The sequence below is a fragment of the Aquabacterium sp. genome (assembly GCF_035476535.1).
GTDB lineage: Bacteria > Pseudomonadota > Gammaproteobacteria > Burkholderiales > Burkholderiaceae_C > Pseudaquabacterium.
The window spans coordinates 1-17,910 of the sequence record NZ_DATILJ010000144.1 but is presented as its reverse complement, the minus strand read 5'-3'; the positions used below and the strand labels follow the sequence as shown (position 1 = coordinate 17,910).

16 protein-coding genes and 1 tRNA gene are annotated in these 17,910 nt (G+C 66.7%); 13 read left to right on the top strand and 4 right to left on the bottom strand.

What is annotated here, in order from left to right:
- Positions 1-3: 3 nt before the first annotated feature.
- The 10 genes from der (at position 4) to VLK61_RS14375 (ending at position 9,683) form a co-directional block, all read left to right on the top strand.
- On the top strand, positions 4-1,344 hold the full coding sequence (gene der, locus VLK61_RS14420) for a ribosome biogenesis GTPase Der (protein WP_325422306.1): 1,341 nt from the start codon (positions 4-6) through the stop codon (positions 1,342-1,344).
- 62 nt (positions 1,345-1,406) lie between these two features.
- Positions 1,407-1,649, top strand: coding sequence for an RNA chaperone Hfq (hfq, locus tag VLK61_RS14415; RefSeq protein ID WP_325422305.1), 243 nt, complete (start codon positions 1,407-1,409; stop codon positions 1,647-1,649).
- 33 nt (positions 1,650-1,682) lie between these two features.
- Positions 1,683-2,918 (top strand): GTPase HflX, encoded by a 1,236-nt coding sequence (gene hflX, locus VLK61_RS14410; RefSeq protein WP_325422304.1) that lies wholly within the window; start codon positions 1,683-1,685, stop codon positions 2,916-2,918.
- On the top strand, positions 2,918-4,195 hold the full coding sequence (gene hflK / locus VLK61_RS14405) for an FtsH protease activity modulator HflK (protein WP_325422303.1): 1,278 nt from the start codon (positions 2,918-2,920) through the stop codon (positions 4,193-4,195). The genes hflX and hflK overlap by 1 nt, the downstream gene beginning before the upstream one ends.
- Positions 4,196-4,207: 12 nt before the next feature.
- A complete protein-coding gene (hflC, locus tag VLK61_RS14400) occupies positions 4,208-5,116 on the top strand; it encodes a protease modulator HflC (protein ID WP_325422302.1) in 909 nt (302 codons plus the stop codon).
- Positions 5,117-5,130: 14 nt separating this feature from the next.
- Positions 5,131-5,316 (top strand): DUF2065 domain-containing protein, encoded by a 186-nt coding sequence (locus VLK61_RS14395; RefSeq protein WP_325422301.1) that lies wholly within the window; start codon positions 5,131-5,133, stop codon positions 5,314-5,316.
- A 172-nt stretch (positions 5,317-5,488) separates the two neighbouring features.
- Complete coding sequence (locus VLK61_RS14390) at positions 5,489-6,436, top strand: zinc metalloprotease (RefSeq protein WP_325422300.1); 948 nt, start codon at positions 5,489-5,491, stop codon at positions 6,434-6,436.
- Positions 6,437-6,599: 163 nt separating this feature from the next.
- On the top strand, positions 6,600-7,763 hold the full coding sequence (locus tag VLK61_RS14385) for an ATP phosphoribosyltransferase regulatory subunit (RefSeq protein WP_325422299.1): 1,164 nt from the start codon (positions 6,600-6,602) through the stop codon (positions 7,761-7,763).
- Positions 7,764-7,800: 37 nt separating this feature from the next.
- Positions 7,801-9,144 (top strand): adenylosuccinate synthase, encoded by a 1,344-nt coding sequence (locus VLK61_RS14380; RefSeq protein WP_325422298.1) that lies wholly within the window; start codon positions 7,801-7,803, stop codon positions 9,142-9,144.
- Positions 9,145-9,161: 17 nt separating this feature from the next.
- Positions 9,162-9,683: a phosphoribosyltransferase gene (locus VLK61_RS14375; protein ID WP_325422297.1), complete on the top strand. Its 522-nt coding sequence runs from the start codon at positions 9,162-9,164 to the stop codon at positions 9,681-9,683.
- A 109-nt stretch (positions 9,684-9,792) separates the two neighbouring features.
- Here the strand turns inward: VLK61_RS14375 and VLK61_RS14370 are convergent.
- A tRNA-Leu gene (locus VLK61_RS14370) sits at positions 9,793-9,877 on the bottom strand.
- Between the two features lie 69 nt (positions 9,878-9,946).
- Here VLK61_RS14370 and rnr point away from each other — a divergent pair.
- Positions 9,947-12,151: a ribonuclease R gene (gene rnr, locus VLK61_RS14365; RefSeq protein WP_325422296.1), complete on the top strand. Its 2,205-nt coding sequence runs from the start codon at positions 9,947-9,949 to the stop codon at positions 12,149-12,151.
- Positions 12,152-12,155: 4 nt separating this feature from the next.
- Here the strand turns inward: rnr and VLK61_RS14360 are convergent, their stop codons facing one another.
- Genes VLK61_RS14360 through VLK61_RS14350 form a run of 3 tightly spaced genes read right to left on the bottom strand, consistent with a single transcriptional unit; the run spans position 12,156 to position 16,284 of the window.
- Entirely contained in the window at positions 12,156-13,646 is a 1,491-nt protein-coding gene (locus VLK61_RS14360) for an NAD(P)H-hydrate dehydratase (RefSeq protein WP_325422295.1), read from the bottom strand.
- A gap of 11 nt (positions 13,647-13,657) precedes the next feature.
- Positions 13,658-14,938: a D-amino acid dehydrogenase gene (locus VLK61_RS14355; RefSeq protein WP_325422294.1), complete on the bottom strand. Its 1,281-nt coding sequence runs from the start codon at positions 14,936-14,938 to the stop codon at positions 13,658-13,660.
- A complete protein-coding gene (locus tag VLK61_RS14350; RefSeq protein ID WP_325422293.1) occupies positions 14,935-16,284 on the bottom strand; it encodes an amidase in 1,350 nt (449 codons plus the stop codon). The genes VLK61_RS14355 and VLK61_RS14350 overlap by 4 nt, the downstream gene beginning before the upstream one ends.
- Positions 16,285-16,441: 157 nt before the next feature.
- Between VLK61_RS14350 and rpsB the strand changes: the two genes are divergently transcribed.
- Positions 16,442-17,185 (top strand): 30S ribosomal protein S2, encoded by a 744-nt coding sequence (gene rpsB, locus VLK61_RS14345; RefSeq protein WP_325422292.1) that lies wholly within the window; start codon positions 16,442-16,444, stop codon positions 17,183-17,185.
- 116 nt (positions 17,186-17,301) lie between these two features.
- Positions 17,302-17,910: translation elongation factor Ts (tsf, locus tag VLK61_RS14340; RefSeq protein WP_325422291.1), on the top strand; the 609-nt coding region annotated here is incomplete at its 3' end.

Here is a 17,910-nt window from a genome sequence, read left to right as displayed (position 1 = left end):
TCGATGAAACCGGTGATCGCCCTCGTCGGCCGCCCGAACGTCGGCAAGTCGACCCTTTTCAACCGGCTGACCAAGAGCCGGGACGCGATCGTCGCTGACTTCGCCGGGCTCACGCGCGACCGTCACTACGGCGACGGCAAGCAGGGCGGCCGCGAGTTCATCGTCATCGACACCGGCGGCTTCGAACCCGAGAAACCGACCGGTATCGTCGCGATGATGGCGCGGCAGACCCAGGCCGCGGTGGCCGAGGCTGATGCGGTGATCTTCGTCGTCGATGTGCGCTCGGGCGTGTCCGGCCAGGACCATGACATTGCGCGTTATCTGCGCACGGCCAACAAGCGTGTGCTGGTGGCGGTGAACAAGGCCGAGGGCATGGTCGAATCGCCGGCGCTGGCGGAGTTCCACGAGTTGGGCATGGGCGAGCCCCATCCGATCTCCGCGTCCCACGGCCAGGGCATTCGCAGCCTGATCGAAGCAGCGCTCGAAGAGTTCCCGGAAGACGAAGAAGCCGATGCCGAGCCCGACGCCGATGCGCCGATCCGATTGGCCGTGGCCGGCCGTCCGAATGTTGGCAAATCGACGCTGATCAACACCTGGCTGGGCGAGGAACGCCTGGTCGCCTTCGACCAGCCGGGCACCACGCGGGATGCGATCAGCGTGCCCTTCGAGCGCGGTGGCCAGAAGTTCGAGCTGATCGACACCGCCGGCCTGCGGCGCCGAGGCCAGGTGTTCGAGGCGATCGAGAAGTTCTCGGTCGTCAAGACCTTGCAGGCGATCGCCGATGCGCATGTGGTGCTGCTGCTGATCGACGCGACGCAGGGTGTCAGCGAACAGGATGCCCACATCGCCGGCTACATCCTCGAGTCCGGCCGAGCGGTGGTGATTGCCGTGAACAAGTGGGATGCCGTTGACTCGTACCAGCGGCAGATGTTCGAGCGCTCGGTCGAGCAGCGTCTGGCCTTCCTGAAGTTTGCGGCGGTGCAGCACATCTCGGCGCTGAAGCGCCAGGGCCTGGGGCCGGTGTGGAAGTCGATCACCGAAGCCCATGCCTCGGCCACCCGCAAGATGCCCACACCGGTGCTCACGCGGCTGCTGCAGGACGCCGTACAGCACCAGGCGCCCAAGCGCGCCGGCATGTTCCGCCCCAAGCTGCGCTATGCCCACCAGGGCGGCATGAACCCGCCGCGCGTGGTGATTCACGGCAACGCGCTGGAGCATGTGTCGGAGGCCTACAAGCGCTACCTCGAGGGTCGCTTTCGCGAGCATTTCAAACTCGTCGGGACCCCGCTGCGCATCGAGTTCAAGTCGTCGAAGAATCCATTCGACGATGACAAGGGTGGTTGACCCCAGATTTACCCTGATGTGTTAAGGTCCACCGTCTCAGAACTCACAACACGGAGCATATCGTGTCGAACAAAGGGCAACTCCTACAAGACCCCTTCTTGAACCTGCTGCGCAAGGAGCATGTACCGGTCTCGATCTACCTCGTCAACGGCATCAAGTTGCAGGGGCATATCGAGTCTTTTGACCAGTACGTCGTTCTCCTGCGCAACACCGTCACGCAGATGGTCTACAAGCATGCGATCTCGACGGTCGTGCCTGGCCGCCCGGTCAACTTCCACGCCAACGACCAGCCCGAGCAGGCCTGATCTTTAGCCTGCCGCGTCGCTATCGCTCCCACCTTGAACCTCGACGAGAGGGATGATGCAGCGCCGCCCGGCGACGGGCCGGCGCGTGCTGTGCTTGTCGGCGTCGATTTCGGCACCGGGCATTCCTTCGACCCCACGCTGGACGAACTGGCCTTGCTGGCCGAATCGGCTGGTGATGACGCCGTGGCGCGCATCATTGCGCGTCGCAAGGCCCCGGACCCCAAACTGTTCGTCGGCTCCGGCAAGGCCGACGAAATCAAGGAACTGGTGCTGGTGCATCGCGCCGATGGCGTGATCTTCGACCAGGCCCTGTCGCCGGCCCAGCAGCGCAACCTGGAGCGCCACCTCGGCGTGCCGGTGGCCGACCGCACGGCGCTGATCCTGGAGATCTTTGCGCAGCGCGCGAAGAGCCACGAGGGCAAGCTGCAGGTTGAACTGGCGCGCCTGCAGTACCTGGCCACGCGTCTGGTGCGGCGCTGGTCCCACCTGGAGCGCCAGCGCGGTGGCGTCGGCCATCGCGGCGGCCCCGGCGAAGCGCAGATCGAGCTCGACCGGCGCATGATCGGCGAGCGCATCAAGTCGCTGAAAACGCGGCTGGACAAGGTCAAGCGCCAGCGTGGCACGCAGCGCCGCGCGCGCGAGAAGAGCGGCGCCTTCCGCATCTCGCTGGTCGGCTATACCAATGCCGGCAAATCGACGCTGTTCAACGCGCTGGTGAAGGCACGGGCCTATGCCGCCGACCAGCTGTTCGCAACGCTCGATACCACCACGCGCTCGCTGTACCTCGAGGCGCTGAACGGCAGCGTGTCGCTGTCGGACACCGTGGGCTTCATCCGTGACCTGCCGCACAAGCTGGTGGAAGCCTTCCAGGCCACCTTGCAGGAAGCTGCCGACGCGGATTTGCTGCTGCATGTGGTGGATGCCGCGAGCCCCACGCTGCAGGAGCAGCGCGACGAGGTCGAGCGTGTGCTGGCCGAGATCGGCGCGCAGGACATTCCGCAGGTGCTGGTCTACAACAAGCTGGATCGCATCGAACCCGCGCCACGCGCCTTGTCCGACTGGATCGAGCGTGAACCCGGCGTCTGGGTGCCGCGGGTCTTTGTCAGCGCGCTGGAAGGTCTGGGTCTCGACGGCTTGCGTGCCGTGCTGGTCCAGGCGGCATCACCCGAAGGCTTGATTCCCCCGGCCCTATCCCCACTTACCGCCGACCCGGTGGACGATCCGGTGAGCCAGACTGCGGACCTCCCCGCGTTACCATCGCCGACCTGATGAGCATGCAATCCACCCCATCCCCTGATTCCGCCGATGCACCGCGTGGCGCCCCTGGCTCGGCACGCCGCCGCCATTGGAGCGGCCTGTGGATGAATGCCGGCCGCAACGACGGCCCGCCGGACCTCGATGAACTCTGGCGCGACTTCAACCGCAAACTGAGCGGCCTGTTCGGCCGCGGCGGCGCCAACAAGCCGCCTGATCCGCGCGACGAAGGCCCGTCCTTCCAGCCGGACATGCGCAATGCCGGCGTCGGTATCGGGTTGATCGGTTTTGTCGTGCTGGTGATCTGGGCCGGCAGCGGCTTCTTCATCGTGCAGGAAGGCCAGCAATCGATCATCACCACCTTCGGCCGCTACTCATCGACGGTAGATGCCGGTTTCCAGTGGCGCTTTCCGTACCCGTTCCAGGCCCACGACACGGTGGCGGTGACGCAGCTGCGCTCGACCGAAGTTGGCCGCAGCAGCGTCGGCCAGGTCACGGGCTTGCGCGACTCGTCGATGCTGACGCAGGACGAGAACATCATCGACATCCGCTTCACCGTGCAATACCGGCTGAAGGACGCCAAGAGCTACCTGTTCGAAAACCGCGACCCGGACAAGGCCGTGGAGCAGGCCAGCGAATCCGCGGTGCGCGAGATCGTCGGCCGCAGCAAGGTCGACTCGGTGCTGTACGAGCAGCGCGATGCGATTGCGGCGGATCTGGTCAAGTCGATCCAGAACCAGCTCGACCGGTTGAAGGCCGGCGTGCTGATCGTCAATGTGAACGTCCAGAACGTGCAGGTGCCCGAGCAGGTGACGGCCGCCTTCAACGACGCGGTGAAGGCCGGCGCTGACCGCGACCGCTTCAAGAACGAAGGCCAGGCCTATGCCAGCGACGTGATCCCGAAGGCGCGTGGCGCCGCGGCGCGGCTGCGCGAAGAAGCCGAGGGCTACCGCCAGCGCGTGATCGCGCAGGCCGACGGCGATGCCCAGCGCTTCCGCTCGGTGCTGGCCGAATACCAGAAAGCGCCCGCGGTGACGCGGGACCGCATGTACATCGACACGATGCAGCAGGTCTATTCCAACGTCAGCAAGGTGCTGGTGGACAGCAAGAGCGGCTCGAACCTGTTGTACCTGCCGCTGGACAAGCTGTTGCAGCAAGCGGGCGCCGGGCCGACCGTGACGCCGATGCAGACCACGCCGCCGAGCACGGCGGCCGAGCCTGGCGCCAGCAGCGGCGCCAACGACGTGCGCGCCCGGGACACCGGTCGCAGCCGCGACCGTGACGGCCGTTGAGGAGCGGCAAGCATGAACCGTATCGGACTCACCATTGCCGGCTTCCTGATCGTGCTGATGCTGGCCTCGTCGATGTTGTTCATCGTCGACCAGCGCCAGCTGGCCGTGGTCTACGCGCTCGGCGAGATCAAGGAAGTCATCACCGAACCCGGGCTGAAGTTCAAGCTGCCGCCGCCGTTCCAGAACGTCGTGTTCCTGGACAAACGCATCCAGACGCTGGACAGCCCTGAAACCCGGCCGATCTTCACGGCCGAGAAGAAGAGCCTCGTGATCGACTGGCTGGTGAAGTGGCGCATTTCGGAATCGCGCCAGTTCATCCGCAACAACGGCTCGGACATCCGCAACCTGGAAAGCCGGCTGAGCCCTGTGATCCAGGCCGCGTTCAACGAAGAGATCACGCGCCGCACCGTGCGCGGCGTGCTCTCCGCCGAGCGCGACAAGGTGATGCAGGACGTGCGCAACCGCCTGGTCGAAGAGTCCAAGGCCTTCGGCATCGAGATCATCGACGTGCGCATCAAGCGGGTCGACTTCGTTGCCGACATCACCGATGCGGTGTACCGGCGCATGCAGTCGGAGCGCCAGCAGGTGGCCAACGAACTGCGCTCGCAGGGCAATGCCGAAGGCGAGAAGATCAAGGCCGATGCCGACAAGCAGCGCGAGGTGATCATCGCCGAGGCCTACCGCGATGCCCAGAAGATCAAGGGCGAGGGCGATGCCAAGGCCTCATTGCTGTATGCCGATGCCTTTGGCCGCGACCCGCAGTTTGCGCAGTTCTACCGCAGCCTGGAAGCTTATCGCTCCACCTTCCGCAACCGCAGCGACGTGATGGTGCTCGACCCGTCGAGTGATTTCTTCAAGGCCATGCGCGGCTCCGGTGCAGGTGCCGCGCCGGCAGCAGCCGCCCCCGCTCCGCGTCGCTGAGGCCTTCACAGGCCATGAGCGACTGGCTGCTGGGCGCGCTGGCGCTGATGCTGATCTTCGAGGGTGTGCTGCCTTTCCTGAGCCCGGGCCTGTGGCGCCAGGTGTTCGAGCGCGCCATCCGCATGACGGATGGGCAGATCCGCTTCCTGGGCTTGTCGTGCATGCTGGTGGGTTTGCTGCTGCTGACCTTGTGGCGCTGAGCTGAGGCCGTCGGGGCTCTCCGATCTAGGGGAGCAAGGGGTGAGCGGCATTGCTGGGTGGCGGTGGGCTCCGCTATAACTTCGTGGCGTTGTTGCCGGTGCCTTGCGGCGACTGGCCGATGCTGCCGTCACCGACCCGGTGATGCCGAGCCATCCCACCCCCCGACAAGCCATGAGCATGCCCACCCGAAGCATTCTGTCTGCCCTGCTGGTACTCGCCAGCGCCTTCTCGGCCGCGAGCCACGCCGCTGACGAGGGAAGCGGCCGCGCCTTCAACTTCAGCGGCCATACCTTCGCCAACCAACAGGCTTTCATCGACAGTGGTGCGCGCTGCTCGACGCGGCATGTCACCGAGGCCGAGCAACAAGCCCACGACGACGCGCACGGGGCCTGGCGCGCGGCGCGCAATGCGCAGGGCTTCAACGTCGCGTTGCGGCCCGTCGGTTCGGTGGCTGTTCCGGTCTGGGTGCACGTCATCAACAAGGGCAGCGGGCTTGCCAACGGCGACATTCCGCAGAGCCAGATCGACGATCAGTTGCAGGTGCTCAGCGATGCCTATGGCGGCGCCAGTTCGCCCTTCGTGTTCCAGCTGGCCGGCGTGACGCGCACGACCAACGCCGCCTGGTACACGATGACGCCGAACTCGGCTGCCGAAAGCCAGGCCAAGAACGCGCTCCGTGTGGGCGGTGCCGGCACATTGAACGTGTACGTCGCGGGCATCGGCGGCGGCCTGTTGGGCTGGGCCACGTTCCCGTCAGATTACGCCAGCGCGCCGAAGATGGACGGCGTGGTGATCCTCAACACTTCGGTGCCGGGTGGCACTGCCACGCCGTACAACCTGGGCGATACCGCCACGCATGAAGTGGGTCACTGGATGGGGCTGTACCACACGTTTCAGGGCGCCTGCACCAAGACCAACGACAGCGTCAGCGACACGCCGGCCGAGCGTTCTGCCGCCTTCGGCTGCCCGACCGGCCGCAACAGCTGCAAGACACGGCCCGGTGTCGACCCGATCCTGAATTTCATGGACTACACCGATGATGCCTGCATGAACCAGTTCAGCGGCGGGCAGGTGACCCGCATGGACACCCTGCACCAGCAATACCGCAGCGCGCTGTAAGCCGCTGCACGGCGATGCCGGTGCGTGCCGTTTCGGTACGCACGGCACGTGGCAACGCCCAGGGCCCGGCATGGCTGCCAGGCCCCGCGTGTTTGCGGCTTTCGGGCCACGGCTTGTGCTGAGCACGCCAGTACAATGCCCGTTTTAATCGCCGGTGTCTTTCATGTCGTCTGCTTGGCTGTTGCCCGAGCACATTGCTGATGTCCTGCCCTCCGAGGCACGGCGCATCGAAGAACTGCGGTACACGCTGCTCGACATGGCCCGTGGCTACGGCTTCGAGTTGGTGATGCCGCCGCTGCTGGAGCACCTGGATTCGCTGCTGACCGGCACGGGTCGTGAACTTGATCTGCGCACCTTCAAGCTGGTGGACCAGTTGAGCGGTCGCACGCTCGGCGTACGCGCTGACAGCACGCCGCAGGTGGCGCGCATCGATGCGCATCTGCTGAACCGCGCCGGTGTCACCCGCCTGTGCTACTGCGGGCCGGTGCTGCATACCCGTCCACAAGCCGCGCATGCCACGCGTGAGCCGCTGCAACTGGGTGCGGAGATCTACGGCCACGCTGGCCTGGAAGCCGACTTGGAAGTGCAGGATTTGGCGCTCGATGGCCTGCGCGCTGCGGGGATACAGCATCGGGTGCTGGACCTGGCCGACGCACGCATCCTGCGGGGCCTGCTGGATGGCATTGCGCTGGCACCGGAGTTTCGCGCCGACCTGCATGCGGCGCTGGCGATCAAGGACGGCAGCGCGTTGCGCGTGCTGGCCGCCAAGCTGCCGCCGGCAGTCCGCTCCGGCCTGCTGGCGCTGCCGGAGTTATACGGCGATCATGAGATCCTCGGTGCAGCCCGCCGCATGCTGCCCGGGCATCCGCTGATCGAGGCGGCGCTGAACGATCTGGCCTGGCTGGCCAGCCACGTGCAGCGCGCGCACCAGGACGTGCGCATCGGATTCGACCTGGGTGACATGGGCGGTCATGGCTATTACAGCGGGGCGCGGTTCGCGGTCTATGTCGACGGTGCCAGCGATGCGCTGCTGCGCGGTGGCCGCTACGACGAGGTGGGCGCCGTGTTCGGCCGCAACCGCCCGGCGGTGGGCTTCAGCACCGACCTCAAGGCGCTGGTCGCGATCGCGGCCCCCACGCCCCGCCGCATGGCCATCCGTGCGCCGTGGAGCGAGGACGCCGACTTGCGCCATGCCGTACGGGCGCTGCGTGAACGCGGCGACACGGTGGTCTGCATCCTGCCCGGCCACGAGCACGAGGGCGAGGAATTCGACTGCGACCGCGAACTGGTGGCCGTCGACGGCCACTGGGTGCTGCGCGCGCTCTGAGCGTACCGACTTCAGTTTTCAACGGGATTCCTGATTCATGCAACAAGGCACTCACACCCCGCCCGGCCGCAACGTGGTCGTGGTCGGCACCCAATGGGGCGACGAAGGCAAGGGCAAGGTCGTCGATTGGCTGACCGACCATGCCAACGGCGTCGTGCGTTTCCAGGGCGGTCATAACGCCGGACATACGCTGGTCATCAAGGGCATCAAGACGGCCTTGCAGCTGATCCCCTCGGGCATCATGCGCGAGGGCGTGCCGTGCTACATCGGCAACGGCGTGGTGGTCGACCCGATCCACCTGCTCGGCGAGATCGAGCGGCTGGAGGCCATCGGCGTCGAGGTGCGCTCGCGGCTGTTCATCAGCGAATCCTGCCCGCTGATCCTGCCCTTCCATGTCGAGGTCGACAAGGCCCGCGAGGCGTTGCGCGAAAGCAGTGGCGCCGGCAAGATCGGAACCACCGGCAAGGGTATCGGCCCCGCGTATGAAGACAAGGTGGCACGTCGCGCGCTGCGCGTGCAGGACGTGAAGCATCCGGAGCGCTTCGCGAAGAAGCTGCGGGAGTTGCTGACGCTGCACAACTTTGCGCTGACCGGCTACCTGAAGAGCACGGCGCTGGAGTTCCAGCCGATCTTCGACCAATCGATGCAAGTGGCCGAGCAGCTGAAGCCGATGCTGGCTGATGTCGGCTATCGCATCCACACTGCCAATCGGCAGCATGGCGCCAACCTGCTGTTCGAAGGCGCACAAGGCACGCTGCTGGACATCGACCACGGCACCTACCCGTATGTCACGTCCAGCAACTGCGTTGCCGGCAATGCGGCAGCCGGCGCCGGCGTCGGGCCGGACATGCTGCACTACATCCTGGGCATCACCAAGGCTTACACCACGCGTGTCGGCAGCGGGCCGTTCCCGACCGAATTGCCGTTGGACCAGCCCGGCACGGTGGGTCACCACCTGTCGACGGTGGGCCAGGAGCGTGGTGTCGTCACCGGCCGTATCCGCCGCTGCGGCTGGCTTGATGTCGCGGCGCTGAAGCGCTCGGTCATCATCAACGGCATCTCGGGCCTGTGCATCACCAAGCTCGATGTGCTGGATGGCCTGGCCGAGATCAAGGCCTGCGTGGGCTACAAGCTCAACGGCCAGGACGTGGACATCCTGCCGCTGGATGCCGACGAGATCGAAGCCTGCGAGCCGGTGTTCGAAGTGTTCCCCGGCTGGACCGAGAAGACCTTCGGCCTGACCCGCTGGGAGCAGCTACCGGCCAATGCGCGGGCCTACCTGGAGCGGGTGCAATCCCTGATCGGCGCGCCGATCGACATGGTGTCCACCGGCCCGGACCGCGAACACACGATCCTGCTGCGCCACCCATACAAGCCCTGACGAGGAGAGACAAGCCCATGCTGACCGACGACGGCAAGCACCTGTATGTGTCCTGGGACGAATACCACCTGCTGACCGAGCGCCTGGCGCTCAAGGTGGCTGCCTCAGGCTGGCAGTTCGATCAGATCCTGTGCCTCGCACGCGGCGGCATGCGCCCAGGCGATGTGCTGTCACGCGTGTTCGACAAGCCGCTGGCGATCATGTCGACCAGTTCTTACCGTGCCGAGGCCGGCACGATCCAGGGCCGACTCGACCTGGCCAAGTACATCACGATGCCCAAGGGTGAACTGGCCGGTCGTGTGCTGCTGGTTGATGACCTGGCCGACTCCGGAGTCACGCTGAAGGCGGTGGTCGACCGGCTGCGCGGTGTGCCGGCGATCAGCGACCTGCGCACGGCGGTGATATGGGTCAAGGGCGTGTCGAACTACACGCCGGAGTACTACGTCGAGATGCTGCCCACCAGCCCGTGGATCCACCAGCCTTTCGAAGAGTACGACAACCTGCGGCCCGACGGGCTGGCGAAGAAGTTTTCCGTTTGATTCAGGGCTGCGTCGCCTCGGCTCGGGCACGCAGCATGGGGAGTCGGAACGTTCTGTGCGCACAAAGGAAAATGGCCGACACTTTCATGTCGGCCATTCACTTCATTCTTGGTGCCCAGAAGAGGACTCGAACCTCCACGCCGCTAAGCGCTAGTACCTGAAACTAGTGCGTCTACCAATTCCGCCATCTGGGCAACTACAGAAGCTAGGAGTCTAGCATAAAAACAAATCCTTCCGCAAGCCAAGCACTCGGCGCTGCATTGATGAGTGAGATCGAGGGCACGGTGCTGGGCCACCGCGACGGCCACGGCTTCGTGCGCCGTGACGACAACGAACCGGACATCTACCTCTCGCCACAAGAGATGCGCGCGGTATTGCACCGCGACCGGGTACGTGTGCGCGTGGTGCGCTACGACCGCAAGGGCCGGCCCGAAGGCCGCGTGCTCGACATCGTCGAGCGACGCAAGACGCCGATCATCGGCCGCCTGCTGCACGAGAACGGCATCTGGCTGGTCGCGCCGGAAGACAGGCGCTATGGTCAGGACATCCTGATCCCGAAGAACGCCACCGCCAATGCCACGGTCGGCCAGGTGGTCGCGATCGAGTTGACCGAAACACCGTCGATGTACTCGCAGCCTGTGGGCCGCATCACCGAGGTGTTAGGCGAGATCGACGATCCCGGCATGGAGATCGAGATCGCAGTGCGCAAGTACGAGGTGCCGCACCGCTTCTCGGCCGAGACGCTGGCCCAGGCCGCGGCGCTGCCGGACAAGCTGCGACCTATCGACAAGCGCTACCGCGTCGACCTGACCGATGTGCCACTGGTCACCATCGACGGCGAGGACGCACGCGACTTCGACGATGCGGTGTACTGCGAACCGCTCAAGCGTGGCCGCGGCAAGACTTCCTTCGACGGTTGGCGCCTGGTGGTGGCGATTGCCGACGTCAGCCACTATGTCAAGCCCGGTGAACCGCTGGACGAGGACGCCTACGAGCGCGCCACCTCGGTGTACTTCCCGCGGCGCGTGATCCCGATGCTGCCGGAGAAGCTGTCCAACGGCCTGTGCTCGCTGAACCCCGACGAAGAGCGGCTGTGCATGGTCTGCGACATGCTGGTCAGCAGCAGCGGCGAGATCGAGGCCTACCAGTTTTTCCCCGGCGTGATGCGCTCGCATGCGCGCTTCACCTACAACGAGGTGGCGGCGATCCTCGGCAACACCCGCGGCGCCGAAGCCCAGCGCCGCAGTGAGCTGGTGCCGCACCTGCTGCACCTGCACGAGGTCTACCGGGCCTTGCTGAAGCACCGCGGCACGCGCGGTGCGGTGGACTTCGAAACGACCGAGACGCAGATCGTCTGCGACGACAACGGCCGCATTGAAAAGATCGTGCCGCGCACGCGCACCGAAGCGCACCGCCTGATCGAAGAAGCGATGCTGGCGGCCAATGTCTGCGCGGCGGAGTTCATCGCCAGTCACAAGCATCCGGTGCTGTACCGCGTGCACGAGGGGCCGACACCCGAGAAGCGCACCACGCTGCAGAACTACCTGCGCACGCTGGGCCTGGGCTTCAGCCTCAGCGAGGACCCCAAGCCGAGCGAACTGCAGGCGATCTCGCAGGCCACGAAAGATCGTGTCGACGCGATGCAGATCCACTCGATGCTGCTGCGCTCGATGCAGCAGGCGATCTACACCGCCACCAACAGCGGCCACTTCGGCCTGGCCTACGAGGCCTACGCGCACTTCACAAGTCCGATCCGGCGTTATCCCGATCTGCTGGTGCACCGCGTGATCAAGGCCTTGCTGCATGGCAAGCGCTACCACCTGGCAGCCGGCGTGTTCGAGGAGGCGCCGCATGCCAAGCCCGCGCGCAAGGGCGGCAAGGTGCCGCCCAAGGTGACGGTCAGCGCGCAGGATGCCGAATTGTGGGAGGCGGCGGGCACGCATTGCAGCGCCAATGAGCGCCGGGCCGATGAAGCGTCTCGCGATGTCGAGGCCTGGCTGAAGTGCCGCTTCATGCGCGATCATCTCGGTGAAGAATATTCAGGCACCGTCAGTGCGGCGACCAGCTTCGGTGTCTTCGTCACGCTGGATGAGTTGTATGTCGAAGGGCTGGTGCACATCACCGAGCTCGGCGGTGAGTACTTCCGCTTCGACGAAGCGCGGCAGGAACTGCGCGGCGAACGCAGCGGCGTGCGCTACACCATCGGGTCTCGTGTGCGGGTGCAGGTCAGCCGGGTGGATCTGGATGGCCGCAAGATCGACTTCCGCATGATGCGCGAGGGCGATGCCGAGCAACTGCTGTCGCGCGGCCGCAAACCCTCGACACCGACCCAGGAGCTGAAGGAAGTGCAGGCCAAGGACCGCGCAGCGAAGTCGGCCCGCGCCAAGGCCGTGGCTGCACGGTCGGCGCCGGCCGGCAAGGGCACCCGGGCGGGCAAGACGGCACGGGCACCGCGAAAGAGCCGCTGAGGCGTCAGGCCGCCGCCATCGCGGCGGCCATTTGCTCGATCAGGTCCGCGGCGCGCAGCGGCAAGCGCAGGTCGCCCTGCTCGGCTGCGCGGCCGTGCAGCCACGCGGCGCTGTCGGCGGCGTGCCGACCGTCGGTGCCGGGCAGTTGCGCCCACAGGCCGCCGATCCAGCCGGCGAGCACGTCGCCGCTGCCGGCGGTACCGAGCCGGGCATTGCCGGTCGGGTTGATCGATAGAGGCGCGCCGACCGCCGCGATCACGCTGCCGGAGCCTTTGAGCAAGACGCCGCACCGCAGCCGGTCGCTCAAGCGGCGGCTGTTGTGCAACCGGTCCGACTGCAGCTCGGACGTGGGCATGGCCAGCAGTCGCGCGGCCTCCAGCGGATGCGGCGTCAACACGCTGGGCAGGCCCCGCGCGGCACGTGACCGCAGCGCATCCGCCAAGGCCGGTTCCGTGGCGATGGCGTTCAGCGCATCGGCGTCCAGCACCAGCCGCGCCGCATGGTGCAGCACGGCGGCCAGAGGCTCGCGCACGGCATCGCCGCCGCCGCAGCCGCAGACCACGGTCGCCGACTGCAGTGCCTGCGGGTTCAACACCTGCGCCAAGGCGCGCGGCATCAGTTCCGGCCGTGCCGCGTCGACGCCGTCGGCAGCGCCATCCAGTCGCGCCAGATAGACCCGGCCGGCACCGGCCGTCAGCGCGGCGCGAGCGGCCAGCACCGCGGCCCCGCCCATGCCCGGCGCGCCACCGATCACCAGCACGTCGCCGAAGCTGCCCTTGTGTTGGGCATGGGCACGGGCTGGCCAGACCGGCGGCCCGGCCAGCCAGGCGTCGGGGGCGCTTGATTCGCTCTCGACGCCAAGTGCATCGAGCCAGACCGTGCCGGCGTGGTCGCGACCGAATGCGGTGAAGAGCCCCGGCTTCAGCGTCAGCAGGGAGAGGGTGTGGGCCGCGCGCACGGCCTGCGTGCCTAGCAGGCACCCGGTGTCGGCCGACAAGCCCGAGGGCAGGTCAATCGCCAGGACCGGCACACCGGCACCGTTGAGCAAGCCGATGGCCAGTGCGATGTCGCCCTGCGGCGCGCGGCTGGCGCCAATGCCCAGCAGGGCATCGATGGCTAACGCAGCATCGACGCGTGCGGGCAATCCGCTCTCGATGCTGACACCGGCCTGCTGGGCCTCCTGCAAGGCCTGCCGGGCGTCGTCCGGCAGCGCATCGGGCTGGCCCAGCAAGCTCAGTTGCACGCGCTTGCCGGCCTGCAGCAGATGCCGCGCGGCCACCAGGCCATCGCCGCCGTTGTTGCCGGGACCAGCGGCCACCCACACGGTTTGCGCATGGGGTGCGATGGCCACGGCCAGCCGCGCCACGGCCAGCCCTGCCGCCGCCATCAGCGCATGCGGCTGGGCTTGCGCCAAGGCCGTTTGTTCGCGCTGGCGCGACCTGACCACCCCGTGCAAGGACCAGGGGCCGTTCGAGCCTGTGACGGGCGTGATCATGGTCTTGACGACTACCGACGGAGCAAGCGCTCGATGCCCAGCCCTTCGGTGTCGATGGCCGGGCTGCGGCGGGCCAGCAGATCGGCGAGCACGCGGGCTGAGCCGCAACTCAGCGCCCAGCCGCTGGAGCCGTGGCCCAGGTTCAGCCAGATGCCTTCGGCCGAACAGGCGCCCAGCACCGGAGGCCCATCCGGCAGCATCGGCCGCGCGCCTTTCCAGTGCTGCGCTTGCGCTAGTTGCGCGCAGCCGGGAAACCAGTCGTCCAGCACCTTGTACAGCGTCTGCACCGCGGCGTCATTGCTGCGATCCAGTCGGCCGCCGAGTTCGGCGCTGCCGGCGACGCGCACGCGCTGGCCGAGACGGCTGATCGCGACCTTGTGTTTCTCATCCATCACCGCCGACTTCGGGCCGATGTCCGGAAAGCCTTCCCGCACACGCAGCGGCGCGGTGAGCGAATAACCGTGCACCGGCACCATCGGCAGACGGCAGCCCAGCGGCGCCAGCAGTGCGGTGGCGCCGAGCGCGGCACAGACGACGATGCCGTCGAAGCTGTCGTCCTGCGCGCTGTCGTGGCCATCGCTGGCACGATGGCGCAGCGTCGCGCGCTTGCCGGGCTGCAGCGTCAGCACTTCGCGATCGAAGCGGAAATCCACGCCCAGGCGTTGCGCTTCGGCGCGCAGCAGCTGCGCAAACTGCCGGCAGTTGCCCACGCCATCGTTCGGCAGGTGGACCGCGGCATGCAAGGGCGTCTGCGCGTGCAGGCCAGGTTCCAGTGCGCGGGCTTTCTGGCCGTCGATCAAGTGGAATGTCACGCCCAGTTCGGCCAGCAGCTTCAGGCTGCCGCGTGCCAGCGTCAGTTCCTGCGGCGTGCGCAGCAGCACGGTGTAGCCATTGGCCTGTTCATAGTCGAGCCGCAGGTCATGCGTCAGGGTCTTCAGCCGCTGCTGGCTGTAGCGCGCCAGCCGGTGCATGCGCGTGCGGTTGGCCTGGAAGCTGGTAGCGCCGCAGGCCCGCCACCAGCGCCACATCCAGCGCCATTGGCCGGGCGCCATGGGCCGAGCCAGTCGCACCGGCGCGTGGCGGCTGAGCAGGTGCTTGAACACCTTTGCGGGCATGCCGGGCGCGGCCCAGGGTGTGACGTAGCCCGGCGCAACGACCCCGGCATTGGCGAAACTGGTTTCCTCGGCAACGCTGCTGCGACGCTCGAACACGATGACCTCGTGACCATCGGCCGCAAGTTCATACGCGGTTGTCACGCCGACAATGCCGGCGCCGATCACGGCCAGCCTCATCGCCCGAGTTCCGCTGCACGCAATGCGGCCTCGATGGCCAGCGATGCGCCGAGCACCGCGTCATCGGCCAGCGCCGGACCCCACACCATCAGCCCGACCGGCAACCCTCCCGGCGCATGGCAGGGCAGCGACAGCGCGCAGCCGTCGAGCATGTTGACCACCGACGGGTTGCGCAGCAGCAGTGCATTGGTGCGGAAGAACAGTTCGTCGCTGGCGATCAGTGGCGCAATCGCCGGCGCGACGATCGGCACCGTGGGCGAGAGCAACGCATCGAAGCCTTGCATCGCCTGTTCGACGCGGGCGATCCATGCGCGCCGCGCTTGTTGCAGGTCCAGGTAGTCGGCAGCGCTGATCTGGGCGCCGCGGCGGATGCGTTGCGCCACGCGCGGGTCGTAGTCGGCTTCGCGTTCGGCCAGGCGATGGCGGTGCCAGGCCCAGCTTTCGGCCGCGGCAAAACCGCCCTGGGCCTGCAGGCCCGCGAGTTCGGACAGGGCGGGCAGGGCGATCTGTTCGATCTGCGCGCCCGATGTGCTGAGCGCGCTCAGCGCCCGGTTGAAGGCATCGGCAACAGCGGGCTCGAGCGTATCGAGCATCACGGTCGTCGGCACTGCGAAGCGCATGGCGTGCAAGGGGCGCGTGGCAAGGCGTGGCGCCTGGCCTGCCAGCACCCCATGCACCAGCACCGCATCGGCGACGCTGCGCGTGATTGCACACGCGGTGTCGAGTGTGCTGGACAGTGGCACGCTGCCGTCCAGCGGCGTCAGCCGCTGCGTGTTCTTGAAACCCACCAGCCCTTGCAGCGCGGCCGGAATGCGGATGGAGCCGCCCGTGTCGGAACCCAGTGCGGCCCAGCTCGCGCCGGTGGCCACCGAGACGGCACCGCCGGAGGTCGAGCCGCCGGGAATCAGCGCTTCGCCAGTCGCGCTGACCGGATGGCGCGGCGTGCCATGGTGCGGATTGATGCCGACTCCGGAGAACGCGAATTCGCTCATGTTGGTATGGCCTACCAGCACCGCGCCGGCGGCGCGCAGGCAGGCGATCACGCCGCAGTCCCGCGCTGCAGGCACTGCATCGGCCATCGCGCGCGAGGCCGCGGTGGTCGGCTGGCCGGCGACGTCGAACAGATCCTTGATCGAGACCGGCACACCGGCCAGAGGCGGCAAGGGCAGCCCGGCAGTGCGCAGCGTATCGATCGCCGCGGCCGTGGCGCGCGCGCCAGCATCGAAGCGCCGGACGAAGACGTGCCGGCAAGCCGGGCTGTCGGCCACGGCGAGCGCATGGCTCAGTGCCTCGGCCGCGCTCAAAGTGCCTGCTGCTATACTCTTTGGGTTTACCTGGGTGTCCATGCGGAGCTTCAAGAAGCGACAGCACCGGACGGCAGGTGAATCAATCGCGAACCGGCTATCGAGAGGTGTCGCGGGGGTGGTATGCACACCATGGGTGTGTGACCAGGAAGCCCTCGCGATTCGCGCCGGATTCTAGACCCAACCTTTGGAGTTCTCCATGTCAGTCACCATGCGTGAAATGCTGGAAGCGGGCGTCCATTTCGGACACCAAACCCGCTTCTGGAACCCGAAGATGGCCCCGTTCATTTACGGCCATCGCAACAAGATCCACATCATCAACCTCGAAAAGACGCTGCCGAAGTTCGAGGAAGCGATGAAGTTCGTGCGCCAGCTCAGCGGCAAGCGCGGCACGATCCTGATGGTGGGCACCAAGCGCCAGGCGCGCGAAGTCATTGCGCTGGAAGCCCAGCGCGCCGGCATGCCCTTCGTCGACCAGCGCTGGCTCGGCGGCATGCTGACCAACTTCAAGACCGTCAAGGGCTCGCTGAAGAAGCTGAAGGACATGCAGGCCACCAAGGAAAACGGCCTCGAGTCGCTGACCAAGAAGGAAGGCCTGATGTTCGAGCGCGAGCTGGCCAAGCTCGAGAAGGACATCGGCGGCATCCAGGACATGAACGCGTTGCCTGATGCGCTGTTCGTCATCGACGTCGGCTATCACAAGATCGCCGTCGCCGAAGCCAAGAAGCTCGGCATTCCGGTGATCGGCGTGGTCGACACCAACCACTCGCCCGAAGACATCGACTACGTGATCCCCGGCAACGACGACTCGGCCAAGGCCGTGGCGCTGTACGCCCGCGCGGTGGCCGATGCGGTCCAGGACGGCAAGGCCAATGCGGTCAACGAAGTGGTGCAGGCAGCAGCCGGCAGCGACGAATTCGTGGAAGTCAACGAAGACGCGTGATCCGCGCGCCCAAGCCTTGAACGAGGGGCTTTACAGCCCCTTTTTCGCAAGGGTTGCGGGAATTTCCGCAATCCTTGGCCCCTCCAGGGGGCCCCTCAGATAACGGAGATTTGATGATGGCTGCAATCACTGCAAGCATGGTCGGCGAACTGCGGGCCAAGACCGATGCCCCGATGATGGAGTGCAAGAAGGCGCTCACCGAGGCCGATGGCGACATGGTGCGTGCCGAAGAGATCCTGCGCGTCAAGCTCGGCAGCAAGGCCGGCAAGGCCGCTTCGCGCGTCACCGCCGAAGGCGTGATCGCCGCGACGGTCAAGGGCAGCAGCGGCGCGATGATCGAAGTCAATTGCGAGACCGACTTCGTCACCAAGAACGACTCGTTCCTGGCCTTCGCGAAGAACTGCTCGGACCTGATCGTCCAGCACAACCCGGCCGACGTGGCGGCGCTGTCCGCGCTGGCACTGTCGCAAGACGGCTTTGGCCCGACGGTGGAAGACGTGCGCAAGGGCCTGATCGGCAAGATCGGCGAGAACATGAGCTTCCGCCGCTTCCAGCGTTTCGCGGGCGCAGGCAAGCTGGCCGCCTACCTGCACGGCACGCGCATCGGCGTGGTCGTGGAGTTCGAGGGCGACGAGACGGCCGCCAAGGACGTCGCGATGCACGTGGCCGCCATGAAGCCCGTGGCGCTCACCAGCGCCGATGTGCCCGCCGAGCTCATCAGCAAG